20 protein-coding genes and 2 pseudogenes are annotated in these 26,395 nt (G+C 68.5%); 6 read left to right on the top strand and 16 right to left on the bottom strand.

The annotated features are described in order from the left end of the window. Positions 1-8: 8 nt before the first annotated feature. From ISN38_RS08085 to ISN38_RS08100, 4 genes are all read left to right on the top strand, one after another. On the top strand, positions 9-923 hold the full coding sequence (locus ISN38_RS08085; RefSeq protein ID WP_206712155.1) for a YihY/virulence factor BrkB family protein: 915 nt from the start codon (positions 9-11) through the stop codon (positions 921-923). Positions 924-990: 67 nt separating this feature from the next. Next, positions 991-2,730, top strand: a complete 1,740-nt coding sequence (dnaG, locus tag ISN38_RS08090) for a DNA primase (protein ID WP_003465332.1) — start codon at positions 991-993, stop codon at positions 2,728-2,730. Between the two features lie 297 nt (positions 2,731-3,027). Then, positions 3,028-4,011, top strand: a complete 984-nt coding sequence (locus ISN38_RS08095; RefSeq protein WP_038236367.1) for a bile acid:sodium symporter family protein — start codon at positions 3,028-3,030, stop codon at positions 4,009-4,011. A gap of 204 nt (positions 4,012-4,215) precedes the next feature. Then, positions 4,216-5,802: a thioredoxin family protein gene (locus ISN38_RS08100; protein ID WP_038236338.1), complete on the top strand. Its 1,587-nt coding sequence runs from the start codon at positions 4,216-4,218 to the stop codon at positions 5,800-5,802. A gap of 358 nt (positions 5,803-6,160) precedes the next feature. On the opposite strand, the gene cyoE is transcribed toward ISN38_RS08100, so the two are convergent. Genes cyoE through ISN38_RS08120 form a run of 4 tightly spaced genes read right to left on the bottom strand, consistent with a single transcriptional unit; the run spans position 6,161 to position 9,593 of the window. After that, entirely contained in the window at positions 6,161-7,060 is a 900-nt protein-coding gene (gene cyoE / locus ISN38_RS08105; RefSeq protein ID WP_003465323.1) for a heme o synthase, read from the bottom strand. Then, positions 7,057-8,220, bottom strand: coding sequence for a COX15/CtaA family protein (locus ISN38_RS08110; RefSeq protein ID WP_047324476.1), 1,164 nt, complete (start codon positions 8,218-8,220; stop codon positions 7,057-7,059). Before ISN38_RS08110 ends, cyoE begins: the two co-directional genes overlap by 4 nt. Positions 8,221-8,230: 10 nt before the next feature. Further along, on the bottom strand, positions 8,231-8,806 hold the full coding sequence (locus ISN38_RS08115; protein WP_003465313.1) for a hypothetical protein: 576 nt from the start codon (positions 8,804-8,806) through the stop codon (positions 8,231-8,233). 13 nt (positions 8,807-8,819) lie between these two features. After that, positions 8,820-9,593, bottom strand: coding sequence for an SURF1 family protein (locus tag ISN38_RS08120; RefSeq protein ID WP_149507715.1), 774 nt, complete (start codon positions 9,591-9,593; stop codon positions 8,820-8,822). Positions 9,594-9,623: 30 nt separating this feature from the next. Between ISN38_RS08120 and ISN38_RS08125 the strand changes: the two genes are divergently transcribed. Then, a complete protein-coding gene (locus ISN38_RS08125; protein WP_003480622.1) occupies positions 9,624-9,842 on the top strand; it encodes a twin transmembrane helix small protein in 219 nt (72 codons plus the stop codon). A 338-nt stretch (positions 9,843-10,180) separates the two neighbouring features. Here ISN38_RS08125 and ISN38_RS08130 read toward each other — a convergent pair whose 3' ends face one another. The 6 genes from ISN38_RS08130 to ISN38_RS08150 are packed head-to-tail and all read right to left on the bottom strand — an operon-like array spanning position 10,181 to position 14,922. Then, complete coding sequence (locus tag ISN38_RS08130; RefSeq protein ID WP_003471844.1) at positions 10,181-11,056, bottom strand: cytochrome c oxidase subunit 3; 876 nt, start codon at positions 11,054-11,056, stop codon at positions 10,181-10,183. A gap of 20 nt (positions 11,057-11,076) precedes the next feature. Further along, positions 11,077-11,667: a cytochrome c oxidase assembly protein gene (locus tag ISN38_RS08135; RefSeq protein ID WP_003471846.1), complete on the bottom strand. Its 591-nt coding sequence runs from the start codon at positions 11,665-11,667 to the stop codon at positions 11,077-11,079. Next, positions 11,664-11,795 (bottom strand): hypothetical protein, encoded by a 132-nt coding sequence (locus tag ISN38_RS20575; RefSeq protein ID WP_003471848.1) that lies wholly within the window; start codon positions 11,793-11,795, stop codon positions 11,664-11,666. Before ISN38_RS20575 ends, ISN38_RS08135 begins: the two co-directional genes overlap by 4 nt. Then, complete coding sequence (gene ctaD / locus ISN38_RS08140) at positions 11,795-13,405, bottom strand: cytochrome c oxidase subunit I (RefSeq protein ID WP_003471850.1); 1,611 nt, start codon at positions 13,403-13,405, stop codon at positions 11,795-11,797. Before ctaD ends, ISN38_RS20575 begins: the two co-directional genes overlap by 1 nt. Before the next feature lie 30 nt (positions 13,406-13,435). Continuing rightward, the gene (gene coxB / locus ISN38_RS08145; protein WP_047324475.1) at positions 13,436-14,425 is read right to left on the bottom strand and encodes a cytochrome c oxidase subunit II; all 990 of its coding nucleotides are present in this window, start codon (positions 14,423-14,425) and stop codon (positions 13,436-13,438) included. 20 nt (positions 14,426-14,445) lie between these two features. Then, positions 14,446-14,922, bottom strand: a complete 477-nt coding sequence (locus tag ISN38_RS08150; RefSeq protein WP_038239463.1) for a DUF2244 domain-containing protein — start codon at positions 14,920-14,922, stop codon at positions 14,446-14,448. A gap of 275 nt (positions 14,923-15,197) precedes the next feature. Between ISN38_RS08150 and putA the strand changes: the two genes are divergently transcribed. Next, positions 15,198-18,383 (top strand): bifunctional proline dehydrogenase/L-glutamate gamma-semialdehyde dehydrogenase PutA, encoded by a 3,186-nt coding sequence (gene putA / locus ISN38_RS08155; RefSeq protein ID WP_149507791.1) that lies wholly within the window; start codon positions 15,198-15,200, stop codon positions 18,381-18,383. A gap of 147 nt (positions 18,384-18,530) precedes the next feature. Here the strand turns inward: putA and ISN38_RS20925 are convergent. The 6 genes and pseudogenes from ISN38_RS20925 to ISN38_RS08180 form a co-directional block, all read right to left on the bottom strand. Then, a pseudogene (locus ISN38_RS20925) lies at positions 18,531-20,102 on the bottom strand (PfkB family carbohydrate kinase). Continuing rightward, positions 20,081-21,459, bottom strand: a pseudogene (locus ISN38_RS08170) (APC family permease). Before ISN38_RS08170 ends, ISN38_RS20925 begins: the two co-directional pseudogenes overlap by 22 nt. Before the next feature lie 70 nt (positions 21,460-21,529). Further along, the gene (locus ISN38_RS20235) at positions 21,530-21,940 is read right to left on the bottom strand and encodes a hypothetical protein (protein WP_230811783.1); all 411 of its coding nucleotides are present in this window, start codon (positions 21,938-21,940) and stop codon (positions 21,530-21,532) included. A 17-nt stretch (positions 21,941-21,957) separates the two neighbouring features. Beyond that, positions 21,958-22,242 carry a beta-galactosidase gene (locus ISN38_RS20240; protein ID WP_230811782.1) on the bottom strand — a complete coding sequence of 95 codons (285 nt, stop codon included), beginning with the start codon at positions 22,240-22,242 and terminating at the stop codon, positions 21,958-21,960. Further along, positions 22,239-23,069, bottom strand: a complete 831-nt coding sequence (locus ISN38_RS20245) for a beta-galactosidase (protein ID WP_241753995.1) — start codon at positions 23,067-23,069, stop codon at positions 22,239-22,241. The genes ISN38_RS20240 and ISN38_RS20245 overlap by 4 nt, the downstream gene beginning before the upstream one ends. Before the next feature lie 72 nt (positions 23,070-23,141). Beyond that, positions 23,142-26,123 carry a TonB-dependent receptor gene (locus tag ISN38_RS08180; protein ID WP_206712157.1) on the bottom strand — a complete coding sequence of 994 codons (2,982 nt, stop codon included), beginning with the start codon at positions 26,121-26,123 and terminating at the stop codon, positions 23,142-23,144. Positions 26,124-26,395: the final 272 nt, after the last annotated feature.

Genomic DNA, 26,395 nt, shown 5'->3' on the forward strand with positions numbered 1-26,395 from the left:
CCATTCCCATGTCCCTGTCGCTGTCGCCCACCCGCCTGCAAAAACATCTGGAACGGCTGCAGCAGAGCCTGCCGGCAGCATTGATGCGGCGTTTCGTCGAGATCGACCTGATGACCCAGGCCGCCTCGCTGTCGTTCTACGCGCTGCTGTCGCTAGCGCCGCTGCTGGTGTTGCTGCTGTGGCTGACCGCCTCGCTGTATCCGCAGGCGCAGCAGGCCTTCATCGTACAGATCGGGCAACTGGCCGGGCACGGCGCGCGCGAAGTGGCGCAGACCATCATCGACAACGCCAAGAACCAGCCCAACATCGGCTCGCTGGCCGGGCTGTGGAGCACGCTGCTGCTGTTCGTCGGCGCCACTGCGGTGTTCGCGCAGCTGCAGAACGCGCTGAACCTGATCTTCCGCACCGACAAGCAGCGCCTGGAAGGGGTCATCGCCTGGCTGAAGAAGCGCGTCTTCTCCTTAGGCGTGGTGCTGGGGCTGGGCTTTCTGCTGCTGATCTCGATGATCCTGACCACCGTGGTGCAGGTGCTGTTCGCGCGTATGCCCTCGCTGCTGCCGGCGGTGGGCTACGCCTCCACGCTGGCGATCTACATCCTGGCCTTCGCCGTGCTCTACCACTACCTGCCGGACCGGCGCGTGGAATGGCGCCAGGCGTTCATCGGCGGCGCGATCACCGCCTGCCTGTTCGTGGCCGGGCGCTATGCGATCGGCGTGTACATCGCCACCGCCGCGCCGGGCAGCGCCTACGGCTCGATGGGCGCACTGGTGATCCTGCTGGTGTGGATCTACTACGCCACCGTGGTGTTCTTCGTCGGCGCGCTGATCACCGCGGTGATCGACGAACGCCTGCGCTCGCGGCGCACGCTCGCCGCGGCCGGGATCGACGCCAGCGCGATCACCGCGGTTCCGCCGCAACTCTAGCCCCGCAACGCCAGGGTTTGCGCCCCGACCCGTGGCGGCGGCGCGGGCGCGTGGCATCCTATCGCCCATGGCCCGCATCCCCGACGCGTTCATCGACGACCTGCTCGCCCGCACCGACATCGTCGAGGTGGTCGGCACGCGCGTGCCGCTGAAGCGCCAGGGCAAGGAATACGCGGCGCGCTGCCCGTTCCACGACGAGCGCTCGGCCTCGTTCACCGTGTCGCCGACCAAGCAGTTCTACCACTGCTTCGGCTGCGGCGCGCACGGCACCGCGATCAGCTTCCTGATGAACTACGACCGGCTCGAGTTCCTCGACGCGGTCGACGAACTGGCCAAGCGCGCCGGCATGGAAGTGCCGCGCGACGCGCAGCAGCGCGGCGCCGCGCAGGCCGCCGGCGACGACCACCGCGACCTGTACTCGGCGCTGGACGCGGCCACCAAGTTCTTCCAGCGCCAGCTCGAGACCAGCGACAAGGCGCGCAGCTACCTCGACGGCCGCGGCGTGGACGCCGACAACCGCACGCGCTTCCAGATCGGCTACGCGCCGGACGGCTTCAGCGCGCTGAAGGACGCGCTGGGCACCGACGAGCGCCGCCACAAGCTGCTCGAGCGCGCCGGGCTGTTCTCCAAGAACGAGCGCGGCCACGTCTACGACAAGTTCCGCGACCGGGTCATGTTCCCGATCTTCGACCGCCGCGGCCGGGTCATCGCCTTCGGCGGCCGGGTCATGGACAAGGACGACGGCCCCAAGTACCTGAACTCGCCGGAGACCGCGCTGTTCCACAAGGGCCGCGAGCTGTACGGCCTGTGGCAGGTGCGCCAGGCCAACCAGAAGATCGAGCGGCTGATCGTGGTCGAAGGCTACATGGACGTGGTCTCGCTGTTCCAGTTCGGCGTCACCCAGGCGGTGGCGACGCTGGGCACCGCGACCACCTCCGAGCACGCCGAGCTGCTGTTCCGCAACGCGCCGGACGTGTTCTTCTGCTTCGACGGCGACGCCGCCGGCCGCCGCGCCGGCTGGAAGGCGCTGGAATCGGTGCTGCCCCGGATGAAGGACGGGCGCCAGGCGTTCTTCCTGTTCCTGCCCGACGGCGAGGACCCGGACAGCATCGTGCGCAAGGAAGGCGCAGACGGTTTCGCCGCGCGCCTGCAGCAGGCCACGCCGCTGTCGCAGTTCTTCTTCGACGAGCTGTCGCGCGAGGTCAACCTGGCCACGCTCGACGGCAAGGCGCGGCTGGCCGAACGCGCGCGGCCGATGCTGGCGCAGATTCCCGACGGCGCCTTTGGCGACCTGATGCGCCAACGCCTGGCCGAGATCACCGGCATCGGCGGCGCCGCGCCCGCCAGCGCACAGCTGGGCAAGCCGCCGCCGCGCGCGGTGGCACGGCCAACGCAAAAACGCAGCCTGGTGCGCGAGGCGATCGTGCGCCTGCTGCACACGCCGTCGCTGGCGCTGGACCTGCCTCCGCCCTACCCGTTCGCCGGCCTGCGCCTGCCCGGCATCGAACTGATGATCGAGTTGCTGGAGATCGTGCACACGCGCCCGGACATCTCCACCGGCGCCCTGCTCGAGCACTTCCACGAACGCGAGGAACTGCCCGCGCTGCAGAAACTAGCGGTGCAGGAGATTCCCGGCGAGACCGCCAGCTGGCGCCAGGAACTGCACGACGTGGTGGTGCAGCTGGAACGGCAGACCCTGCAGCAGCGGCTGGAGGAACTGCAGGCCAAGCAGCGCGCGCAGGGTCTGGACGAGACCGACAAGTACGAACTGCGCGAGCTGCTGCGGCTGCGCCCCGGTGCGCGCTGACGTGATGCGCAGGCCTGCGACCAGGATGCGTGCCGTGCCGGCGCAGCTTGCGTGCGTGCACGACCGGCAGCGTTCGCCGTCTGCGGCACATGCGCTGCGCGTCGCACTCCACCCCCCAGGCGATCCCCGCGCCACCGAGCGCGGTCTACGCTGGGCAATGCGTGGCGCAACCGCTTTGTGCACTACCGCGGCGATCGCAAGCGCTGCGCACCACGGCGCAGTCGCGCACGCAGCATCGCGATCGCGCTTCCCGTGCCGTCCCTGCCGACGGCCCACTTCGCCGAGATTCCAGCCCCGATGCGCCTGCTGAAAAAACTGCGCATCGAACCGTTCACCCTGGCCCTGCTCGGCACCGTGCTGCTGGCCTCGTTGCTGCCGGTGCACGGGCAGGCCGCGGCGATCATGGACGACGTCACCGACATCGCCATCGCCGCGTTGTTCTTCCTGCACGGCGCGCGCCTGTCGCGCGAGGCGATCGTCGCCGGCGCGCTGCACTGGCGCCTGCACCTGACCATCCTCGCCGCCACTTTCGTGCTGTTCCCGCTGCTGGGACTGCTGCTCAAGCCGCTGTCGCACTGGCTGCTGACCCCGCAGCTGTACATCGGCGTGCTGTTCCTGTGCGCGCTGCCGTCCACCGTGCAGTCGTCGATCGCGTTCACCTCGATGGCTGGCGGCAACGTGCCGGCGGCGGTGTGCAGCGCCTCGCTGTCGAGCCTGCTCGGGGTGTTCCTGACGCCACTGCTGATGGGCTTGCTGGCCGGCGCGCAGAGCGCGATGGCCGATCCGCTGCAGGCGATGGGCAAGATCATGCTGCAGCTGCTGGTGCCGTTCGTCGCCGGCCACCTGCTGCGGCCCTGGATCGGCGCCTGGGTCGAGCGGCGCCGGGCGGTGCTGCGCTACACCGACCAGAGCGTGATCCTGCTGGTGGTGTACACCGCCTTCAGCGCCGCGGTGATCGAAGGCCTGTGGCGCAAGACGCCATTGCCGGCGCTGCTCGGCGTGGCGCTGGTCGCCGCGCTGCTGCTGGCGCTGGCGATGGGGCTGATCACCTTCGCCGCGCGGCGGCTGGGCTTCGGCCGCCGCGACGAAATTCCGATCGTGTTCTGCGGCTCGAAAAAGAGCCTGGCCACCGGCGTGCCGATGGCGAAGGTGCTGTTCGCCAGCGGCAGCCTGGGCGCGATCGTGTTGCCGGTGATGATCTACCACCAGATCCAGCTGATCGTCTGCGCCTTCGTCGCGCAGCGCTATGCGCGCGATGGCAAGGCTGCCAAGCCCGGCTGAGTGCGCATCGGCTGGCGCGCTGGCGAAACCGCAAAGCGGTTCACACCGTGCAATGCCATCGCCCGACGGCGCCGGCAGCAGACGCCACACCAATGCTGAACCAGCGCATCCGCAAGCAGTGCACCGCGAGAACCGCTATGTACAGTAAGCAATGGCGCCATGGGATTGGTGCGCGCCTCATCTTCCTCTGTCTGGTGAACACGCATGCGCCGTAACTTCCACCTTTCCATGATGACGTCCGCCACCCTGGCCGCCACCCTTGTGCTGGGCGGCTGCGACAAGCCGCCCGCTCCGGCAAAGCCACAGGCTGTCGCACCGGCCAAGGCAGCCGACAGCGCCGGCATCGCCTGGCGCGAGGGCGACGTCGAGGATGCCTTCGCCGAAGCACGCGAGCAGAACAAGCCGTTGCTGCTGTACTGGGGCGCCGTCTGGTGCCCGCCGTGCAACCACCTCAAGGCCACGCTGTTCAAGGATCCGGCCTTCATCGCCCGTACCCGCGCCTTCGTCGCGGTGCACCTGGACGGCGATTCGAAAGGCGCGCAAGCCTGGGGCGAACGTTTTGGCATCCTGGGCTACCCCACCATCATCGTGCTGCGTCCGGATCGCAGCGAGATCACCCGCCTGGCGGGCGGAAGCGACACCGCCAGCCTGGCCGAGGCACTGCGCGTAGCGGCGACCCGCACCACCACCTCGGCGCAGTTGCTGCACAAAGCGATGGAGGCGCCAGCCACGCTGAGCGCCGACGATTGGACCCTGCTCAGCGGCTACAGCTGGACAGCCGACGCCAACAGCGTGGTCAAGCCCGAACAGACCGCTGGCGTGCTCGCGAAACTGGCTGCCACCGCCCCGCAACCGGCCCTGCAACGCCAATTCGCGCTGCTGGCGCTGGCTGAACAAGAGCCGGACAAGGCTGGCGCCATCGACGCCAGGCAACGCGCCGCCAACCGCCGCCTGCTGCTGACGGTCCTCGCCGATCCGGCCGAAGTCCGCGCCAACCACACCACGCTGACCTACTCGGCGCGCGAACTGGTGCAGGCCACGGCGGCCGACGCTACCGAACGCGGCAAATTATCCGACGCGCTGAGCCGCACATTGGATCAGATCTACGCCGACAGCAGCCTGCCGATCAACGATCGCCTGGGGACTGCCATCGCGGAAGTAGAACTGGCATGGCTGGCACAAGGCAAGCCGGCCGACCCGGGCGATGGGCCGTATCCGCCGCTGCCGGCAGCGGTGGTCGCCAAGGTGCAGCAGCGCGTGCAGTGGGCCCAACAGGCCGCCAAGACCGACGCCGAACGCCAGTCCACGATCAGCACTGCCGCCAACCTGCTCGACATCGCCGGCGACAGTGCCGGCGCCGAACAGCTGCTGTTGGCCGAACTGGGGCGCAGCAAGACGCCGTACTACTACATGCCGGAACTGGCCGACCTGGCCGAGAAGCGCGGCGACAAACAGACCGCGCTGTACTGGTTTAAGAAGGCCTACGCGAGCGCCGAAGGCCCCGCCACCCGTGTGCAGTGGGGCGTGCTCTACGTCGATGGCCTGATCCGGCTGCAGCCGGACAATGCGGCCGCGATCGAGGCCGCCGCCGGCCAGGTCATCGGCGAACTGGCCGGGCAGCCCGGCGGCTACCACCAGCGCACCAAGCAGCGCTTCGATACGCTGGCCAAGGCGCTGCAGGGCTGGAGCAAGGGCCATGGAGGCAGCGCCGTGCTCGCACGCCTGCAGCACAAGATGCAGGAAAGCTGCGGCAGCCAGGACCGCGACAGCTGCCAGCACTGGCTGAGCTGAGCGACGGCGTCGACGCGGACGGCCTCCAATTTGCAGCAGCACTCTGCAGCAGCGCGCAGCGGCGTTGCTGCGCAGGTTCGCAGACGCACTGGCTGATGCGCCGGAGCAACGACGCGCGGCTGGTCGCCCAGGGCCATGCGTCCCGGTAGTGACCGCAGACGCAACCCCCGCGACCCTATCCGAAGCCGGAAGATCCATCGCTCCGCTCGTCGCGACTGAAGTCGCTCCCACAGGGACTCGCGGCCAGCCAGCCGGCTGCACTGTGGGAGGGGCTTCAACCCCGACAGCGTCCGCAGCCGATCGGTTCGGCGCTGGACGCAGCATCGCCGCAGCCGCTGCACAGGCTTGGCCAGGCCGTTCAGCCCGGCAACAACCAGTGATCCACCAGCAGGAACGCGAACAGCGCCATCAGGTACACGATCGAGTAGCCGAACATGCGCATCGAGAACATCTCGTCCGGCGGGTCGAGCATGCGCCAGGCATACCAGACGAACACCGCGTTCAGCACCAGCGTGCCGCCAAGGTAGAAGACCCCGCTCATGCCCACCGCCACCGGCAGCAGCGTCACCACCACCAGCAGCAGCGTGTACACCAGGATCTGCTTGCGCGTATGCGTCACGCCGTGGGTGACCGGCAGCATCGGGATCGACGCCTTGGCGTAGTCAGCGCGGCGGAAGATCGCCAGCGCCCAGAAGTGCGGCGGCGTCCACACGAAGATGATCAGCACCAGCAGCGACGCGTAGGCCCAGTCCCACTGCCCCTGCATGCCGGTGATCGCGGCCCAGCCCAGCAGCGGCGGCGCGGCGCCGGCCAGGCCGCCGATGACGATGTTCTGCGGCGTGGTGCGCTTGAGGAACACGGTGTAGATCACCGCATAGCCGATCAGCGAGGCGAAGGTCAGCACCGCGGTGAGGGTGTTGACCCAGATCACCAGGATCGCCATCGACAGCGCGGTCAGCGCCGTGGCGAACAGCAGCACCTGCCACGGCAGCACCTTGCCCACCACCAGCGGCCGCCACGAGGTGCGCGCCATCTGCGCGTCGATGCGCGCGTCCAGCAACTGGTTGATCGCCGCCGCGGCCGAGGCCGCCAGCCAGATGCCGAAGAAGCCGATCACGCCGGTGCGCACCTGCGCCCAGGTCGGCACGCCGGGAACCGCCAGGCACATGCCGACCAGCGCGGTGAACACGATCAGCGCCACCACTTTGGGCTTGGTCAGGTCCCAGTAGTCGCGCCAGTAGATGCCCGTCGCGCTCATTGCGGCGCCCGCAACCGCGCCAGCAGCGACACCAGCACGAACAGCAGCGCCACCGCACCGGCGTTGTGCAGCACCGCCACTGGCAACGGTAGCGCCAGCTTGACGTTGAGGATGCCCAGGCTGACCTGCGCCACCAGCAGCAGCGCCAGCGCCGCCGCCCAGCCGCGCATACCCGGCGAACGGCTCAGCCGCCAGCCCAGCCACAGCAGGTAGGCCGCCACCAGCAGCGCCATCATCCGGTGCGCCATCTGGATCGCGATGCGCGCCGCGCCGTCGAGCACGCCGCCTTCGTAGTCCACGCCGATGCCGCGCCACAGGGTGAAGCCTGCGCGGAAATCGTGCGGCGGCCACCACTGGCTGACGCAGCGCGGGAAGTTGTCGGCCAACCAGCTGCCGCCGCCGCAAGCCAGCGCCGCGTAGTTGGCGCTGACCCAGCCGCCGAGCGCGATCTGCAGCGACAGCAGCGCCACGCCCAGGCGCAACAGCCACTTCAGCCGCGACGCATCGGCCAGGGTGATCGGCAAGTGGGTGGCACGCCAGGCCATCCACACCAGCAGCGAGAACATCAGCAGGCCGCCGAGCAGATGCCCCATCACCACGATCGGCTTGAGCAGCAGGGTCACCGTCCACATGCCGAGCAGCGCCTGGAAGATCACCACCGCCAGGGTCAGCACCGCCGCGCGCGCCAGGTCGGTATTGGACCAGCGCAGCGCCGCCAGCAGCAGGATCGCTTCGCCAGCGCCGGCCAGCGCCATCGCCAGCGACGGCCAGCCGGACATGTACAGCGGAATCGACAACGCCACCAGCAGCGCGGCACCGACGATCCGGGCGATGCCCAGGCGCCGCCGGCGCGCAGCCAGCAGCGACAGCACCAGCACTTCCACACCCAGCGCCCCGGCCAGGAAGCGGTGCACCTGCTCGCGCCAGGCCTTGTGCGTCTCCAGAGGGCGGATCGCACTGGCCGCGTGCGTGTTGGCCTCGGCGCTGCTCTGCGGCCAGGTCACCCGGCCATAGCAGGTCGGCCAGTCAGGGCAGCTCATGCCCGCATCGGACAGGCGCACGAACGAACCGAACATGATCGTGCTGGCGGTGAACAGCGCCGCCAGCCAGGCCATGCGGTGGAAGTGTCGAAACAGCGCCGGTGGCGCGAGCAGGTTCATACGGGACGGCTCACAGGAGTTTCAGCAGCTTCGACATATCCGCGCGCAGCCCGGCCGGGTCGAAGCCCGGCGCGTAGCGCAGCACCACAAAGCCGTTCGGATCGATCACGTAGACCGGCACCCCGGCCACGTCGTGCACGCGTGGCAGTGCGGCCAGCAACGCAGCGTCGGCACGCAGCACGCGCAGCTGCGGCAGCGCGCGCACCGCCGCCGGCGGCGTGCCGATCCACAGGATCTGCACGTGGTCGGCGTCGTGGCCGAACAGCTGCCAGACCTTGTCCAGCTCGCGCGCCAGCGCCTCGCAAGCGGTGGTGCAGTCGCGCGGCGGCGCCAGCGCGATGCGCCACAGGCGCTGCTGCGGCTGCCAGGCATAGACGCTGCCGTCGTCGCGCCGCGGTTGCAGCGCGCGCAGGTCGGCCGGCGGCTGCAGCAGCTCGCCGTGGTTGCGGCTACCGGGCGGTTGCCAGCCGGAAAACCGCAGCACGCCGGCGACCAGCATCGAGCCGAAGAACAGGGCGAACAGCGCGATCAACGTCCAGCGCCCGCGCGCGGTCGCATGGCGTGGAGCCGAGGGGGAGGCATTCATGCCAGGGATTTTCTCATGCGCGCGCGCTCAGCGCCCGCCTCGCCCCCTTGCGCGTGCGCCAGCTGAGCAGGCCCGCGGTGAGCAGCACGGCCAACGCCAGACCGAACCATTGCACCGCGTAACCCAGGTGGCGCTCGGGCGGCAGCGTGTTCGGCAGCATGTCCAGGTCGCGCGGGTAGCCCAGCGGCAGCGCCGGATCCATGCGCAGCACCTGCGACAAAATGTCGCGGCGACCGAGCGCCCGGCCGATCGCCGCCGGCTCGATGCGCATCGCCAGCCACAGCTGCGGCGCCGGCGCGGCGACCAGGGCCGGCCCCAAAGTCAGCCCGTGCGATGGCGCCGGGCCGAGCAGGCCGACCAGCGTGTGCCGTCCCTGCAACGGCACCGGCCTGGGCAGCGTGCGATCGGCCGGCAGCGGCAGCCAACCCAACTCGACCAGCAGCGGCGCGGACGCGCCATCGGCCAGGAACGGCTGGTAGACCTTGACCCCGCTGCGGCCCTCGCGCAGCTGGTTGTCGAGCAGGATCTGTCCGGGCAGGAAGCGGCCAGCGCCGTGCACCCAGGCCAGCTGCGCGGGCCGCGCCGCACGCAGCGCAGCGGCCAAGGCCTGCGGACGCTCGCGGATGTGCGCGGCCTGCGCGAGCAGCGCCTGTTTCTCGTGCATGCGCAGCAATTGCCAGCGGCCGAGCGCGCAAAATGCCAGCGCCACCGCCAACGCGAGGCCCCAGCCCAGCCACAGCGGCATGCGCGCGCGCGCAGCGACGCGCGGGGACGCGGCGAGGGTCATAATGCGGCGCTACCGTGCACCGAGACGCCCATGAACGACTCGCTGAAAACCCTGCTGATCGTCGCGTTCCTGCTGGTCATTCTGTGGAACCTCGGCGCCGGCCTGTACTACCTGTTGGTGGACCGCGGCCAGAGCAAGCGCACGGTGAACGCATTGACCTGGCGCATCGGCCTATCGGTGTGCCTGATCCTGCTGGTGATCCTGGGCATTTACACCGGGGTGATCAAGCCGCATGGGTTGGGGCGGTAACTCGGGACTCGGGACTCGGGACTCGGGACTCGGGACTCGGGACTCGGGACTCGGGACTCGGGACTCGGGACTCGGGACTCGGGACTCGGGACTCGGGACTCGGGACGGCAGGATGATGTCCCGGGGCATCTCGATGTCAAGCGATTTGATGCAAAAAGGGCCGATTTTTTAAAAAAAAGGCTTTTTTTGCCGCTCCGGCGCAGCTGCTTTTTCTGTAGGAGGGGCTTCAGCCCCGACGCCTTACCGGTAAGGCGTCGGGGCTGAAGCCCCTCCTACAAAAAAGCGCAGAAGCTGCGAACTTGCGAAAATCCCGAGTCCCGAGTCCCGGCTCCCAGGCCTCACAACACATAAACGAACAAAAACAACGCCAACCACACCACGTCGACGAAGTGCCAGTACCACGCCGCCGCTTCGAAGGCGAAGTGGTTGTCGCGGCTGAAATGCCCGCGCGCCGAGCGCAGCCACATCACCAGCAGCATGATCGTGCCCAGCAACACATGCGCGCCGTGGAAGCCGGTGAGCATGAAGAAGGTCGAGCCGTAGATGCCCGAGCCCAAGGTCAGGTTGAGCTCCTTGTAGGCGTGGATGTATTCCTCGGCCTGGAAGTACAGGAAGGCGCAGCCCAGCAACACGGTCAGGCCCTGGAACACCAGCAGGCGCGTGCGCTGGCCGGCTTTCAGGGCGTGATGGGCAATGGTCAGGGTCACCCCGGAGCTGAGCAGGATCAGCGTGTTGATCAGCGGCAGGCCCCACGCCGGGATGGTCTGGAACTGGCCGCCGATCGCGCCCGGGCCGTTGGTCGGCCAGGCCGCCGAATAGCCGTCCCACAGCAGCGCGTTGGTCATCACCCCGTCGCCGTCGCCGCCCAGCCACGGCAGGATGAAGGTGCGGGTGTAGAACAGCGCGCCGAAGAACGCGCCGAAGAACATCACTTCGGAAAAGATGAACCAGACCATGCCCATGCGGAACGACACATCGACCTGACGGTTGTAGTGGCCGGCGATCGATTCGCGAATCACGTCGCCGAACCACATGAACAAGGTCGCCACCAGCATCGCGATGCCGGTGAAGAAGGTCCACTTGCCCCAGGCCGCGTCGTTGAGCCAACTGGCCACGCCGATCATGGTCACGAACATCGCGATCGAGCCGATGAACGGCCAGCGGCTGTGGCTGGGCACGTAATAGGCAGTGGCGTCGGTGCTGGGCTGGGCCATGGCGGGCGTTCCGGGTGAGGTCAAGGGGCCGTGCGCACGGAACCTGCCAGTTTCGGCGATCCCAGTTCCGCGCTCAGCGCATCGTTCTTGTAGAAGGTATACGACAGGGTAATGGTGGTGATGTCGCCGGGCAGATTCGGATCGACGATGAAGCGCACCGGCATGTCGCGTTTCTCGCCAGCCTGCAAGGTCTGCGCGGTGAAGCAGAAGCACTCGGTCTTGGTGAAGTAGCCGGAAGCGCGCGACGGCGCCACCGACGGCACCGCGCTGCCGACGATGGCGCGCGCGCTGTCATTGCGCGCGTAGTACAACGCTTCGTTGAGTTCGCCCGGCACTACCTGCATGGTCAGCTGCTCGGGATGGAACGACCACGGCAGCTTGGAATTGACCCCGCCGTCGAACTCGACCTTGACCGTGCGCTTGCCGAGTAGCGGCTTGCCCGCCTGCGGGCCTTCGCCCGGGCCGCGCTCCAGGCGTACGCCGAACACCTTCTCGCAAGCGATGCGGTACAGCGGCACCAGCGAGAAGGTCAGCACGAACACCGCCAGCGCCACGCCGACCAGCTTGAACAGCCCGGCGCTGCTGTGCACGCGCGGTGCCGGCGCGTTCATCGGCCCAGTATCCCGGACAGGATGAAGCCGGCATAGATCAGCACCGCGATCGCACCGATCAACAGCGCGGTACGCACGGCGCGCTTGCGGCGCAGGGCCAGATCGTCGAGCGGCGTCTGCGCGGTCATCAGTGGCTGATGTCGTCGTGGGCCAGGTCGCCGGGCTTGAGCACCGGCGGCAGGGTGAAGGTATGCGCCGGCGCCGGCGACGGCACGGTCCACTCCAGGCCGCGCGCGCCTTCCCACGCACGCGCCTCGGCGCGCGCGCCGTTGCGCAGCGACGCCAGCAGGATGCCGGCCATCAGGAACGGGGTGACGAACATGCCGAACGCGCCGATCGAGCTGACCAGGTTCCAGTCGGCGAACACCACGTTGTAATCGGGGATGCGCCGCGGCATGCCTGCCAAGCCGAGGAAGTGCTGCGGGAAGAACAGCAGGTTGACGAACAGCATCGTCCACCAGAAATGGAACTTGCCCCAGGCCTCGCTGTACATGCGCCCGGTCCACTTCGGCCACCAGTAGTAGACCGCGGCGATCAGCCCGAACACCGCGCCGGTGACCAGCACGTAATGGAAGTGCGCGACCACGAAATAGGTGTCGTGGTACTGAAAGTCGGCCGGCACAATCGCCAGCATCAGCCCGGAGAAGCCGCCGATGGTGAACAGGATGACGAACGACACCGCCCACAGCATCGGCGCCTCGAAGGTCAGCGAGCCCTGCCACATGGTGCTGACCCAGTTGAACACCTTCACCCCGGTGGGGATGGAGATCAGCATGGTGGCGAACATGAAGTAGATCTCGCCGCCCAACGGCATGCCCACGGTGAACATGTGGTGCGCCCAGACGATGAAGCTCAGGAACGCGATCGCGGCGATCGCGTACACCATCGCCTGGTAGCCGAACAGCGGCTTGCGGCTGAAGGTCGGGATGATCTCGCTGACCACGCCGAACGCCGGCAGGATCATGATGTAGACCTCGGGATGGCCGAAGAACCAGAAGATGTGCTGGAACATCACCGGGTCGCCGCCGCCGGCGGCGTTGAAGAAGCTGGTGCCGAAGAACTTGTCGGTCAGCAGCATGGTCACCGCGCCGGCCAGCACCGGCATCACCGCGATCAGCAGGAACGCGGTGATCAGCCAGGCCCAGCAGAAGATCGGCATCTTCAGCAGGTCGATGCCCGGCGCGCGCATGTTCAGCACGGTGGCGATGATGTTGATCGCGCCCATGATCGAGCTGATGCCGGCGACGTGGATCGCGAACACGCTGAAGGCGAGGTTGTAGCCGCCCTGCAGCGACAGCGGCGGATACAGCGTCCAGCCGCCGGCCGGCGCGCCGCCGGGCAGGAACAGGGTCAGCAGCAGCAGGCTGAAGGCCACCGGCAGCAGCCAGAACGACCAGTTGTTCATGCGCGGCAGGGCCATGTCCGGCGCACCGATCTGCAGCGGGATCATCCAGTTGGCCAGGCCGACGAAGGCCGGCATCACCCCGCCGAAGATCATCACCAGCGCATGCACGGTGGTCATCTGGTTGAAGAACTCGGGCTTGACGAACTGCAGGCCCGGTTGCGCCAGTTCCGCGCGGATCACCACGCTCATGCCTGCGCCGATGATGAACATGATGAAACTGAAAAGCAGGTACAGCGTGCCGATGTCCTTGTGGTTGGTGGAGAACAACCACCGTTCCACGAAGCTCTGCTGATGCCCGTGCTCGTCGTGGTGATCGACTGCGGAATGGGCCATGGCGGCTACCTCGAAAAGGAATGCAGGAGATCAGGCGGCTTGCACGGTCAGGTGCGAGCCGGAACGAAGACGGGGCAGCAGGGCCTGCGGCGGCGCGGCCGGCGCAGTGACCGCGGGCGCGGGCGCATCCGCAGCCGCCGGCGCGGCGGGCGCGGCGGCAGGTGCAGCGGCAGGCGCAGCCGGAGCCGCCGCCGGGGCCGGCTTGCGCGCCGCCAGCCACTTCTGGAAGTCTTGCTTGGACAACGCTTCGACCACGATCGGCATGAAGCCGTGATCCTTGCCGCACAGTTCCGCGCACTGGCCGCGGTACACGCCGGGCGTGTCGATGTCGGTCCAGGCCTCGTTGATGATCCCGGGGATGGCGTCCTGCTTCCAGCCCAGCGCCGGCACCCACCAGGCGTGGATCACGTCGTCGGAGGTGATCACGAAACGCACCTTGGTGTTCACCGGCAGCACCAGCCGGTTGTCCACGTCGAGCAGGTAGTGCGGATTGCTTCCCAGGGTCGGCACCTGGCCGCTCTGGCGCATGCGGTCCGAATCGCGCGCCAGGCGGCTGGTGAAGGTGACGTTCTCGCCCAGGTACTCGTAGCGCCACATCCACTGGTAGCCGGTGACCTTGACTGTCAGCTCGGCATCGCGGGTGTCGTACATGGCGATGAGTTTGGCGGTGGCCGGCCACGCCATCGCGATCAGGATCAGCACCGGGATCACCGTCCAGATCACCTCGGCCTTGGTGTTGTGGCTGAACTGCGCCGCGACCGCGCCCTTGGACTTGCGGAACTTGAACATCGCATAGCCCATCGCGCCGAACACCAGCACGCCGATGACCGCGCAGATCCATAGCGACAGCATGTTCGAATCGTAGGCGTTGCGCGCGCTCTGGGTGACGCCGCGGCCCATGTTCAATTGCCAGGGTTTCGGGTCGGCCGATTGCGCCCATGCCAACGGTGCGGCCAACGCCGCCGCCATTGCCATCGCAGCCCTGACCGCCTGTTGCTTCCATCTGCCGCTTCGCTTCATTGCCTAGACCCCTTGGAGCGTCATCGGTTGCGGCCGGTCGCGGCCGCCAGCAAGCCTTCCAGGGTCTGCGCCAGCGCGCGGCGCTCGCCAGGGCCGAGGAATTCGCCGACCCGGACCTGCTTGCCGCTGCACGCCAGCACCACCCTGTCGTCGCCTTCGATCCGCAACCGCACCCAATGCGGGTGGGCGCGGAACGCCGGCGTTCCTGCATTCGTGCGGGTCACTTCCACGCAACCCGGACCCACCCGGATGTCCTCTTCGCGATCGCCGCTGCGCCATGACCAGCGCAGCGCGAGCGCCACCACGGTGCTGTGCAACAAGGCGAACACCGGCGCGAACACGTTGCCGGCGAACCACCCCACTACCGCCACTGCCCACATCGCCCCGGCCAACGCCGCGAACAACATCACGAATTGCCGGGCACTGAGCGCCCGTGGCGGCCGCAGCCGCAGCTGCGTCCCCGCTCCCTCCGCAGAACACGGACACATTTCGATCATGTCGAACCGCGCTTCCGAGCCGCCGCGCTGTGCCAGCCGCGAGCAACGATTCGATGGTAGCCCCGGGCCTGCGCGCCGGCAAGCGCGGGCTCACCATAAAAAATGCTGCATTGCAACCAGATTTCTCGCCATGCACGTTCAGACAACGCGGCGCAGCGCGCGCAAGCGCAGGCCGCGCCGACGCGCTGCGCGAGCGGGCGCTGGCATAAAATGCGCGCATCTTCCCTGGTCCTTCCTGCATGAACGCTCTGTCTGGCGCCGGTTCCTCCCCGGCGATGCCGTCCGCGTCTCCCTCGCCGTTGCTTGCCCCGGAACTGCCCCCCGCGCCCCAGGCCCTGCGCGCCGCGATCACCGCCGCGTGGCTGAAGGATGAGGCCGAGCACGTGCGCGAACTGCTCGAGCAGGCGCGCCTGCCCGCCGCCGACCAGGCCAAGGTGCAAGCGCTGGCCGCCGACCTGGTCACCCGGGTGCGCGCCCGCGCCCAGGACCAGGGGGCGATCGAGGCCTTCATGCGCCAATACGACCTGGGCAGCGAGGAAGGCGTGCTGCTGATGTGCGTGGCCGAGGCGCTGCTGCGCATCCCCGACCAGGAGACCGCCGACAAGCTGATCCGTGACAAGCTCGGCGACGCGGACTGGAAGAAGCACATGGGCGAAAGCGACTCGGTGCTGGTCAACGCCTCCACCTGGGGGCTGATGCTCACCGGCAAGCTGGTGCAGATCAACGACCTGACCCGCGCCGACGTGAGCGGCGCGTTCAAGCGCCTGATCGGCCGCGTCGGCGAGCCGGTGATCCGCCTGGCGGTGCGCCAGGCGATGAAGATCATGGGCCACCAGTTCGTGATGGGCCGCAGCATCGGCGAGGCCTTGTCGCGCTCGAAGAAGGGCGACAACGCGCATTACCGCTACTCGTTCGACATGCTCGGCGAAGGCGCGCTGACCATGAAGGATGCGCACCGCTACCTCGACGCCTACCGCCAGGCGATCCATGCGATCGGCCGCAGCGGCCCCAACGGTTCCTACCAGGGCAGCGACGTGTTCGCCGCGCCCAGCATCTCGATCAAGCTGTCCGCGCTGTACCCGCGCTACGAGCACGCCAAGCGCGCGCGGGTGATGGCCGAGCTGGTGCCGGGCGTGCTGGAACTGGCGCAGCTGGCCCGGTCCTACGGCATCGGCTACACGGTGGACGCCGAGGAAGCCGACCGCCTGGAACTGTCGCTGGACATCATCGCGACCACCTTCTGCGATCCGTCGCTGGACGGCTGGGAAGGCTACGGTCTGGCGGTGCAGGCGTACCAGAAGCGCACCCCGTACGTGATCGACTTCCTCGCCGACCTGGCGCGCCGCGTCGGCCGCCGCATCCCGGTGCGCCTGGTCAAGGGCGCGTACTGGGACGCGGAGATCAAGCGCGCGCAGGTCGAGGGCCATCCGGGCTATCCGGTGTTCACCCGCAAGCAGAACACCGACGTGTCCTACCTGGCCTGCGCCAAGCGCATGTTCGCGCACAGCGACGCGCTGTACCCGATGTTCGCCACCCACAACGCGCAGACCATCGCCGCGGTGCGCGCCATCGCCGGCAGCAAGGACTACGAACACCAGAAGCTGCACGGCATGGGCGACGACCTCTACGCCGAGGTGATTCCCGCCGGGCGCCTGGGCGTGCCGTGCCGCGTGTACGCACCGGTCGGCTCGCACGAGGACCTGCTGCCGTACCTGGTGCGGCGCCTGCTCGAGAACGGCGCCAACTCCAGCTTCGTCAACCGCATCACCGACGAGGACGTGGCGATCGAGGACCTGATCCGCGATCCGGTCGAGGCGGTGTCCGCGTTCGCCTCCATCCCGCATCCGAAGATCCCGCTGCCGGCCGACCTGCTGCGCAGCCAGAACCACAACAGGAAGAATTCCATGGGCGCCAACCTCGCCAACGACAACGACCTGCGCGCGCTGGCCGACCAGCTCAACGCCGCGATCAAGCCCTGGCAGGCCACGCCGCTGGTGCCGGGCGCGGTGCTCGCTGGCGACGCGCTGCCCGTGACCAACCCCGCCGACCGCCGCCAGGTAGTGGGCCGCTGGCAGCCGGCCGACGCAGCCACCGTGGACAAGGCGCTGGCCAACGCGGTGGCCGCGCAGCCGGGCTGGAACCGCACCCCGGCCGCCAGCCGCGCCACCATCCTCGAGCACGCCGCCGACCTGCTGGAAGCGCGCCTGCCCGAGTTCATCGCGCTATGCGTCAAGGAAGCCGGCAAGACCCTGCCCGACGGCGTCGCCGAAGTGCGCGAGGCGGTGGATTTCCTGCGCTATTACGCCGGCCAGGCGCGCGCCCAGTTCGGCGCGCCCGAGCGCCTGCCCGGACCGACCGGCGAATCCAACGAACTGCAGCTGCACGGCCGCGGCGTGTTCGTGTGCATCAGCCCGTGGAATTTCCCGCTGGCGATCTTCCTGGGCCAGGTCGCCGCGGCGCTGGCCGCCGGCAACAGCGTCATCGCCAAGCCGGCCGAGCAGACCAATCTGGTCGGCCATGCCGCGGTGAAGCTGCTGCACGAGGCCGGCGTGCCGGAAGCGGCGGTGCAGTTCCTGCCCGGCGACGGCGCCACCGTCGGCGCGGCGCTGACCCGCGATCCGCGCGTGGCCGGCGTCGCCTTCACCGGTTCGACCGAGACCGCGCGCGCGATCAACCGCGCGCTGGCCGCGCGCGACGCGGCGATCGGCGTGCTGATCGCCGAGACCGGCGGCCAGAACGCGTTCATCGCCGACTCCTCGTCGCTGCCCGAGGCGGTGGTCAAGGACGCGATCTCCAGCGCCTTCATCTCCGCCGGCCAGCGCTGCTCGGCCGCGCGCGTGCTGTTCGTGCAGGACGACATCGCCGACAAGGTGATGACCATGCTCGCCGGCGCGATGGCCGAACTGAAGATCGGCGACCCGGGCCTGCTGTCCACCGACGTCGGCCCGGTGATCGACGCCGACGCGCTGCAACTGCTCACCGACCACGCCGCGCGCATGGACCGCGAAGCGCGCCTGATCGCGGTGGCGGCCAACGACGACGGCACCGCGCACGGCAGCTTCTTCGCCCCGCGCGCTTACGAACTGCAATCGCTGGCGCAGCTGCAGCGCGAGATCTTCGGCCCGGTGCTGCACGTGATCCGCTGGAAGGCCGACCAGCTCGACGCGGTGATCGAGCAGATCAACGCCACCGGCTACGGCCTGACCCTGGGCGTGCACTCGCGCATCGACGAGACCATCGAGCGCATCGCCGCGCGCGTGCAGGTCGGCAACGTCTACGTCAACCGCAACCAGATCGGCGCGGTGGTCGGGGTGCAGCCGTTCGGCGGGCAGGGCCTGTCCGGCACCGGCCCCAAGGCCGGCGGCCCGCACTACCTGCTGCGCTTCGCCACCGAGAAGGTGGTGACGGTGAACACCACCGCGGCCGGCGGCAATGCGTCGTTGCTGACGCTGGGCGACTGACCGGACTCGTCCGGCACTTCTGTAGGAGCGGCTTCAGCCGCGACAGGCACTCTCCGGTGAGGCAATGTCGCGGCTGAAGCCGCTCCTATAGAAAAACTCGGCACACGCGGCGACGGGTCCATCTCCGCCGCCGCACACTCGCTTTACTCAGCCATGCCAATGCATCGGCCCTTGGCACAGGCACTGGCCGTCGTCGCTGAGGTGGCCGAACAGGCTCTCCAGCAAGTCGTGCGACGGCGTCCATTCGCCGATCGCCGGATGGATCAGCATCGCCTTGCGCGCGGTCAGGCGGCTGCCCGACAGCACCGCCTCGATCGCCGCGCGCTCGTAGGCCTTCACCGCGCGAATCAGGCCATGCACCGCATCCGGCAGCGGCGCGGCCGGGCACGGCACGATGCGGTCGCGGCCGATGTGCGAGGAAATCTCCACGATGTCGTCGTCGGGCAGATCGGCGATCGCGCCCTGGTTGCGCACGTTGACCACGATCTTGGCCGGCACCGCGCCGGTCAGCGCGCTCATCACGTCGATGGCGATGCGGTGGTAGCCGGTGCTGACCCGGAACGGATCGGCCTGCAGGCTGACCCCGGCATCGAACGCCGAACCGCCGTCGGCCTCGAGCTTCATGTAGGAACCCGAACGCTGGTTCAGATACGCCGCATACGCCTGCACCGCGCCGTGGCCGTCGCCGGCCTGCAGGCGGCTGCCGAGCGTGGCGATCAAGGCGTGGTTCAAGGTCTCGATCTCGGCGCTGCGGCTGCCGCCCTGGGTGCGCTGGTTGGCCAGCGCGCGGCGCCGCTCGTAGTTGCTGTCATTGAAGTTCCTCAGTTGGTCGAAATCGGGGAGGCGGTCCAGCGCGCCGAGCGCGGCGCAGCAGGACGCGCCGCAGAAGCAAGCGCGGCGCAGGCAGTCGTCGAGTCCTGCGCCGTCGAGCAGCGCATCGATGAAGCCCGCGTCGAAGGCGTCGCGCACTTGCACCGCGGGCGCGGCCACGCGGCGCGCGCCGGCCGCGTCGACCGCCATCGCGCCGGTGCCGCCGAGCTTGATCGCCGCATGGCGCAAGCCCAGCGTCTGCGCCCACTGGCGGCACGCTTCGGCGCCGTTGCCGCAGCCGAGCAAGGCGGCCTCTTTCTGGTTGGGCAGGAAATAGTCCACCTCGCGGCAGGTGGCGTGGTTGTGCGGCGCGGCCAGCCAGTCCGGGCTGAAGCCCACGTCCAGCGAAGTCGTGCAGCCGGCCGCGGCCAGCGCCGGCAGCAGCGTCTGCGCCAGCGTGCGCGGCAGCGGCATCGCGAAATGCACATGGCGCGCCGCGCACAGTTCGTCCAGCACCTCGGCGCGCGCGAGCAGCGCATCGAGCTGCGCGTTGGCGCCCAGTTAGGTGAAGAATGCGCGGTCGTCGGGCATCGACACGCTGACCGTGATTCCGGTGCCGGCCGGGGCGCTGCGCAGCCCATCGCTGCGCACCTGGAACTGGCCCAGGCGCTGCGCGAACCAGGGCCGGTCGCTCTCGCCGATCAGGCCGATCAAGCGCGTGCTGCGCCCCAGCCGCGCCAGTCCGCAGGCGGTATTGACGGTGCCGCCGCCGAGCTCGCGCAGATAGGCGCTGGCCAGGGCTTCCTCGCCCGGCTGCGGCCAGCGCCGGAAACCGCTGAGGATGTGATCGGCATAGATCTCGCCGACCACGGCAACGTCGCACACGCTCATCGCGCAGCCCAAGGCCATGTGCCCTGTCTCCTGGCTTGAATGAAGAACAGCGCCGCGCCCACGCACAGCGCCACGACCGCGGCGAGCAGGTGGCGGCCCTGGCTGGTGGCCAGGATGTACATCCAGCCGGCCACGCTCACCCACACAGCGGCCACGGATACAGCGGCATCGAGAACGCATCACGCGGGCGCTGCAGCTTGCGCCGCCGCAGCACCACCGCCAGGCACTGCGCCATGAACTGGAACATGATCTGGATGACCATCAGCGTGGCGATCAGGTCGTCCAGCGACAGCACGCAGGCCAGCGCCGAGGTCGCGCCGACGAACAGCAGCGACACGGTTGGGAAACGGCCGCGCGGATGCAGCCGCGCGAACACCCGGAAGAACTGCCCTTCGGCCGCCGCCGCATACGGCAGCCGCGAATAGCCCAGCAACACCACCAGCGCCGATCCCCAGCTGGCGAGCATGATCAGCGCGACCGAGATGATGCTGCCGACATGCCCGTAGATCGCCTGCATGAAGTCGGCCACTACCGCCTTGGACTGTGCCGCCTGCTGCCACGGCAACACGCCGAGGATGGCCACGTTCAGGCCCAGGTACAGCGCGGCCACGATCGGGATCGAACACAGCACCGCCAGCGGGATGTTGCGCCGCGGCTGGCGGATCTCGCCGCCGAGCATGCACACGTTGTTGTAGCCACCGTAGTCGTACACCGCGATCAGCGCCACCGCGCCGAAACCGAGCCAGAAGCCGTGCGGCGAATCCGTCCCCGCCTGCAGAAAGCGCCGCGCGATGGCCATGTCGAAATGCAGCACGCCGCTGATCACGATCCACACCACCGCCGCCACCATCGCCGCGGTGACCAGCAGCGACAGCACCTGCACCGAGCGCACCTCGCGGTACAGCAAGGCGGTGTTGAACAGGCACAGCGCCGCGGCGATCGCGGTCAGTTGCCACGGCGCCAACCCTGGCACCAGAAACGCCAGGTACTGGGTGAAGCCGACCGCCGCCGCGCCGATCGACAACGGTGCGGTCAGCAGCGTCTGCCACAGGTACAGGAAACCGAACAGGCGGCCCAGGCGCTCGCGGCCGTAGGCTTCGCGCAGGTAGTGGTAAGGCCCGCCGGATTTGGGGATCGCCGAGCCCAGTTCGGCCCAGACCAGGCCGTCGCACAGGCACAGCAATGCGCCGGCGACCCAGCCCAGCAGCACCATCGGCCCGGCCAGCGCCGACAACGCCAACGGAATGGTGATGAACGGGCCGATGCCGATCATGTTCAGCAGGTTCGCGGACAGGCCGCACCAGAATCCGATCGCGCGTGGCGGCTCGTGGTCGGCATCGTGGCGCGCAGGCGTATCAGGCGTGGTCAGCAGCATGCGGACTCCCTCGTCGCCGGCGCGACGCAGTGGATCGGATGGGGACGGTCGGGGCGAACGCGACGCAGGCTCATGCATTTGCTCGCAATCCGTTCGCACAGTGGATCGCTGCGGCGCGGGTGCGGTGCAGATCCAGCACCAGCACCTCGTTGCGGCCTGGCCGCAGCCACGACCGCGGGCAGTACAAGCATTGCTGCGGCCCGATGCGCCAGTAGCGGCCGAGCAACTGGCCGTTGACCCACAGATAGCCCTTGTCCCACTCGCGCATGTCCAGGTAGACGTCGCCGCGCGTCTCGACCACGATCTGCGCACGGAACAACAGCCCCGGCCGCGACGTCGGCGCGCGCAGCGGCTGCAGCGTCTGGATCCAGGCATCGTCCAGCGCGATCGGATACGCCTGCCAGTGCTGCAGCGGCACGCCCTGCAGTTGCACCTCGCCGACCAGACCCTTGGCATCACCCAGCGCCGGACCGAAGTTCACATGGCCGAAGCTGTCGATCAGGATCTCCAGCGTGCGCTCCGCCTGCTGCGCCCGCGATCGCCGCGCGCAGCGCGAAGTACGTCGGGGTCGCCGCGCTCGTCGATCGGCGCGGCGTAGTCGTAGCTGGTCAACGCCGGCTGGAAATTGGAACCGTCGTCGTCGGCATTGGCGCCGGCGCTCAGGCCGAAGTTGCTGCCGCCGTGCACCACGTACAGGTTGAACGAGTGACCGTGCGCCAGCAGCCGGCGCAGCGTCGGCAGGTAGTCGCGGCGCGCGAAGTCCGCTTCGCCCCAATGCGTCAACCAGCCCGGATAGCCTCGGCCACCCACACCGGCGCAGCGCCGGCGAAGGCGCGGCCGTACTGCAGGTCGGCCAGATCGGCGCCATCCAGGCCCAACGCCGCACCCGGCAGATAAGCCTTGCGCCGGCGCAGGTCCTTCATGCCGTCGGCGACCGCGAACGGTCCGTCGATACCGTGTTCCTGCCACAGCGCGCGCAGCGCCTGCAGGTAACCCACGTCGTCGCCGAACATCGAATACTCGTTCTCGAGCTGCAGCATCAGCACCGGCCCGCCGGCCGCCGCCAGCAACGGTGCGATCCGCGGCGCCACCGCGGCGATGTAGCGCCGCACCGCCGCCATGTAGCGCGCATCTTTGGCATCGCGCAGGCGCATGCCCGGTTCGCGCAACAGATACGCGGGCAGGCCGCCGAGCGTCCACTCGGCGCAGACGTAGGGGCCGGGCCGCAGATAGACCCACATGCCTTCCTGCGCGCACAGGCGGATGAAGGCGGCGAAATCGCGGCGCCCGCTGTCCAGGTCGAACACGCCGGGTTGCGTTTCCAGCGCGTTCCACATCAGGTACAGGGCGATGGTGTTCAGGCCCATCGCCTTGGCCATGCGGATCCGCTGCAGCCAGTCTTCGCGCGGAATCCGCAGCGGATGCATCTCGCCGCTGCGGATCTGCCACGGCTGGCCGTCGAGCACGAAGTGCGCGTGCGCGAAACCCAACGTGTGCGGACGCCCATCCGGCACCGGCGCAGCGCGCGCGGCGGCCGCGCAGCGCGGTACGGCGGCCGCCATCCCGAGCGGCGCGAGCACACTGAGCAGGCAAAAATTGCGACGTTTCATCGAGGTCTCCGAAGGCGGCGCGCGCAAGGGAGCGGTGCAGGCGCGCACCGCCCCGATCCTGCGGAGAGCTGGCTAGAACGTGTACTTGGCGGTCAGCAACGTGGTGGTGCCGGCATCGACGATGTCCGAGATCGCCAGGTCGCTGCGGCCCACGTGCGCCCAGTAGCTGTACTCCTTGGTCAGGTTGGAGATCGACAGGTCCAGACTCAGGCCGTTGTCGAAGTGGTACCCGGCGTGCAGGTCCACGCGCCGGGTCGGGCGTGCCCACAGGTCGTCCCACGGCGCGGTCTGGTGCAGATAGTCGTAGCCGAGCAGGTACGAGCTGCTGAAGTGGTAGTTCAGGTTCACCGAGAAACGCTCGCGTTCGTAGAACAGCTCGACGTTGGCCATGGCATTGGGCGCCGACTGCATGTGCTCGTTCTCGAAACCGTCCATGCCCAGGTCGGCGCGCGCATGCTGGCGGGTGGCGTTGAAACTCACGCCCAGGCCGTTCAGCGGTTCCGGCAGGTCCTGGAAGCGCTGGCGCGCGCTCAGTTCGAGGCCGTAGACGCGGCCGTCGCCGCCGTTGGTCGGCATCGCATAGAACACCGTGCCGCTGCCGCTGCTACCGGGATTGGCCTGGCCGGAGCCGGCGTCGTAGATGTAGTGGCGCAGGCGTTTGTAGAAGCCGGCCACCGAGAAGAAGCCGCCGTGCTCGGTCGCCCATTCGCCGGACAGGTCCAGGTTGGTCGCTTCGATCGGCTTCAGGTCCGGGTTGCCCTGGGTGATCGTGGTGACGGCGGGGACGCTGTTGGAGATGCTGATGTTGGATCCGCCGCCCAACTGCACGAACGCGGGCCGGGTATAGCTGGTCCACAGCGAAGCGCGGTAGGCGGTGCGCGCGTCGGGACGCCAGGTCAGTAACACGCTCGGCAACGGTTCGTCGTAGGCGGTGTGGTTGCTGTCGAAATAACCGACCGTCTGGTTGCCGTCGGCATCGGACGGCGTCACCCAGAAGGTGTTGTGGATGCTGCCGTGCTCGAAACGCAGGCCCGGCACGATTTCCAGATTGCCCAGCGAGAAGGTCGCCATCGCGTAGGCCGCGGCGACCGCCTCGGTGCCGCGCATCGTGTTGCAGTTCCAGTTGTTGACGTAGTACGCGCTGCCGCAGCTGTCCAGGTCGTCGTCGCGCAGATGGCGGTAGATGACATTGCTGACCGCGCTCTCGCTGACCTTGGGCGTGACCCAGGGATACTTGCCGGGGAAGATCGCGCTGTAGGTGCCGTTGAAGATGCCCAGGTCACCGAGCGTGCTGGTATCGCCGACGCCGCCGGCCCACCAGTCGCGGTTGCTGAAACTGCGCGAGCTCTTGCTGTACTTCACCCCGAACTGCAGCGCCGACAGCGCGCCGTCCTCGAAGTCGTAGCGGACGTCAAACTTGGCGCCGCCCTTCTTTTGCCCGGAATAGATCTTGGTCAGTTCGCCATAGCTGCTGGCGTACAGCGAGGGGATATCGTTGACCTGCGCCTGCAGCGCCGGGGTCAGCTGCGGATACGGGAACGCGCCGCTGCCGTAGCGCACCAGCGAGCTGCCGGAGTAGGCGTAGTTGGTCTGCGAGAACTTGTCCTCGCGACCGTCGATCTCGACGTGGTCGGGACGGTCGTTGTCGCCGAAGCTGTAGAACAGGTTCGGCATGAAGGTCCAGCCGCCGGAAGTCTTGCGCGCGCCGATCTGCAACGTCGCCAGGTCGGCGATCTCCGGATTGGTCTCGTACCAGAAGCGCGAGGCGATGCGGCCGATGTTGGGCGTATAGACCCCTGCGGTCGCGCTCGGCACATAGCTGACCTTCTGCGGCAGCAACTGGGTGAAGGTCGTGCCCTGGTCGGTCCGGGCGTAGGCGTAGGTGGCGCGCGCATACAGCGACAGGCTGTCGTCGACCTGCCAGTCGAACGAGGCGTTGCCGCCGTAGCGGCGTTCCCCGCCGGCGACCACGCCGACGTTCATGCCGGTGCTGGTCAGGTTGTGCTGCGGATCGTAGCCGGCAGCGTTGCCGCCGTCGGCATCGGCATGCAGGAACGCCCACGAGTGGTCGTTGAGCGCGCTGGTCGCCGCGGCCACTTCGCTATTGGTCGAGGTGCGGTAGTCGTAATACGCGCTGGCGTAGAAACCGAACTGCTGTTGGTCGCCGAACTTGTGCTGGAACTCGCCGGCCAGGCCGCCGCCCAGGCCGTCGCCACCGTAATCGCGCGCAAGGCTTTCCAGGCGGCCGCTGCCGGTCACGCTGCCGCTGCTGGTCTGCTTGAAGTCGAACGCGGTGGGCGTGCGGAAATCGATGGTGCCGCCGATCGCATCGCCGTCCATGTCGGCGGTGGAGGTCTTGTTGACCACGATGGTCTGAAGCCCCGAGGGCGGCAGCAGACTGAGCTGGACGCTGCGGCTGTAGGGCATGCCCTGCGCGACGGTGACCCCGTCGATCAGGTTGACGTTGTATTCCGACGGCAAGCCGCGCACCGAGGCGAACATGCCCTCGCCGCGCGCCGCGCCATCCACGCCGCCGAAATAGCCCGAACCGGTGGTGGTGATGTTGATGCCCGAAATCAGCCCCAGCGCCTCGGCGACGTTGTGCACCGCGGTGTGCTGCAGATCGTTGGCGGACAGCACGTCCACCGTGTTCGCCGCGTTCATCTTGAGGTTGCTGGCGTCGTAGCGATTGGCGACGACGGTGACGTTCTTCAGCTGTTTGACCTCGTCCAGCGCGATGTTGAGCGCGGTGGTGCCGGTGTCGCTGACGTCGAAGCGGGTCTGCGCCGCGCTGAAACCCGGATAGCTCGACTCCAGCGCGTACTGCCCCGCCGGCACGTCGGCGATCGTGAAATGCCCGGTGGCATCGGCCACCGCCGCATACGCGGTTCCGGCGATGCCGACCCGCGTGTTCGCGGCAGGTTTGCCGCTGTCTTGCACGCTGACCTGGCCGGTCACCGTCCCCGCCACCGCCGTCACTGCGGCGCTCGCCCCCAGTACCGCCAGAATCGCCTCAACCAGGATCTTGCCGTTCGAACGCTTGCCATTGCACATGATGCTTCCCCTCGCCAAAAGTGCCATGCACCGGGCGCGACGCATGTCGGCAACCCGGATGTCGTTGGTACCGACCGGACGCACGGCGACTGCATGGCGCGCACGCTGCGGCGCTGCGCGCAGGAGATACGCGCATGGGCAACAGAACACGGGAAACAGACGCGACGCGTTGGTCAGATCAGACCGCGATGCACGATTAGCGTCGAGGCCGCGAGTAGCCGGCGACGCACTTGTCGCGTGAGCGCAGGGCACTCAGTTTGTGGCGAACGGTC

It is taken from the genome of Xanthomonas translucens pv. undulosa (assembly GCF_017301775.1).
GTDB classification, from domain to species: Bacteria; Pseudomonadota; Gammaproteobacteria; order Xanthomonadales; family Xanthomonadaceae; genus Xanthomonas_A; species Xanthomonas_A translucens.

Bases quoted from the DNA above. Each gene is read 5' to 3' on its own strand.
- ISN38_RS08125 (WP_003480622.1), top strand. From the start codon at position 9,624: ATGAACGACTCGCTGAAAACCCTGCTGATCGTCGCGTTCCTGCTGGTC.
- coxB (WP_047324475.1), bottom strand. From the start codon at position 14,425: ATGAAGCGAAGCGGCAGATGGAAGCAACAGGCGGTCAGGGCTGCGATG.
- ISN38_RS20575 (WP_003471848.1), bottom strand. From the start codon at position 11,795: ATGACCGCGCAGACGCCGCTCGACGATCTGGCCCTGCGCCGCAAGCGC.
- ISN38_RS08115 (WP_003465313.1), bottom strand. From the start codon at position 8,806: ATGAATGCCTCCCCCTCGGCTCCACGCCATGCGACCGCGCGCGGGCGC.
- cyoE (WP_003465323.1), bottom strand. From the start codon at position 7,060: ATGAGCGCGACGGGCATCTACTGGCGCGACTACTGGGACCTGACCAAG.
- ISN38_RS20245 (WP_241753995.1), bottom strand. From the start codon at position 23,069: ATGAAACGTCGCAATTTTTGCCTGCTCAGTGTGCTCGCGCCGCTCGGG.
- ISN38_RS08120 (WP_149507715.1), bottom strand. From the start codon at position 9,593: ATGACCCTCGCCGCGTCCCCGCGCGTCGCTGCGCGCGCGCGCATGCCG.
- ISN38_RS08130 (WP_003471844.1), bottom strand. From the start codon at position 11,056: ATGGCCCAGCCCAGCACCGACGCCACTGCCTATTACGTGCCCAGCCAC.
- ISN38_RS08135 (WP_003471846.1), bottom strand. From the start codon at position 11,667: ATGAACGCGCCGGCACCGCGCGTGCACAGCAGCGCCGGGCTGTTCAAG.
- ISN38_RS08095 (WP_038236367.1), top strand. From the start codon at position 3,028: ATGCGCCTGCTGAAAAAACTGCGCATCGAACCGTTCACCCTGGCCCTG.
- dnaG (WP_003465332.1), top strand. From the start codon at position 991: ATGGCCCGCATCCCCGACGCGTTCATCGACGACCTGCTCGCCCGCACC.
- ISN38_RS08100 (WP_038236338.1), top strand. From the start codon at position 4,216: ATGCGCCGTAACTTCCACCTTTCCATGATGACGTCCGCCACCCTGGCC.
- ISN38_RS08085 (WP_206712155.1), top strand. From the start codon at position 9: ATGTCCCTGTCGCTGTCGCCCACCCGCCTGCAAAAACATCTGGAACGG.
- ISN38_RS08110 (WP_047324476.1), bottom strand. From the start codon at position 8,220: ATGAACCTGCTCGCGCCACCGGCGCTGTTTCGACACTTCCACCGCATG.
- ISN38_RS08150 (WP_038239463.1), bottom strand. From the start codon at position 14,922: ATGATCGAAATGTGTCCGTGTTCTGCGGAGGGAGCGGGGACGCAGCTG.
- ISN38_RS08180 (WP_206712157.1), bottom strand. From the start codon at position 26,123: ATGTGCAATGGCAAGCGTTCGAACGGCAAGATCCTGGTTGAGGCGATT.
- ctaD (WP_003471850.1), bottom strand. From the start codon at position 13,405: ATGGCCCATTCCGCAGTCGATCACCACGACGAGCACGGGCATCAGCAG.
- putA (WP_149507791.1), top strand. From the start codon at position 15,198: ATGCCGTCCGCGTCTCCCTCGCCGTTGCTTGCCCCGGAACTGCCCCCC.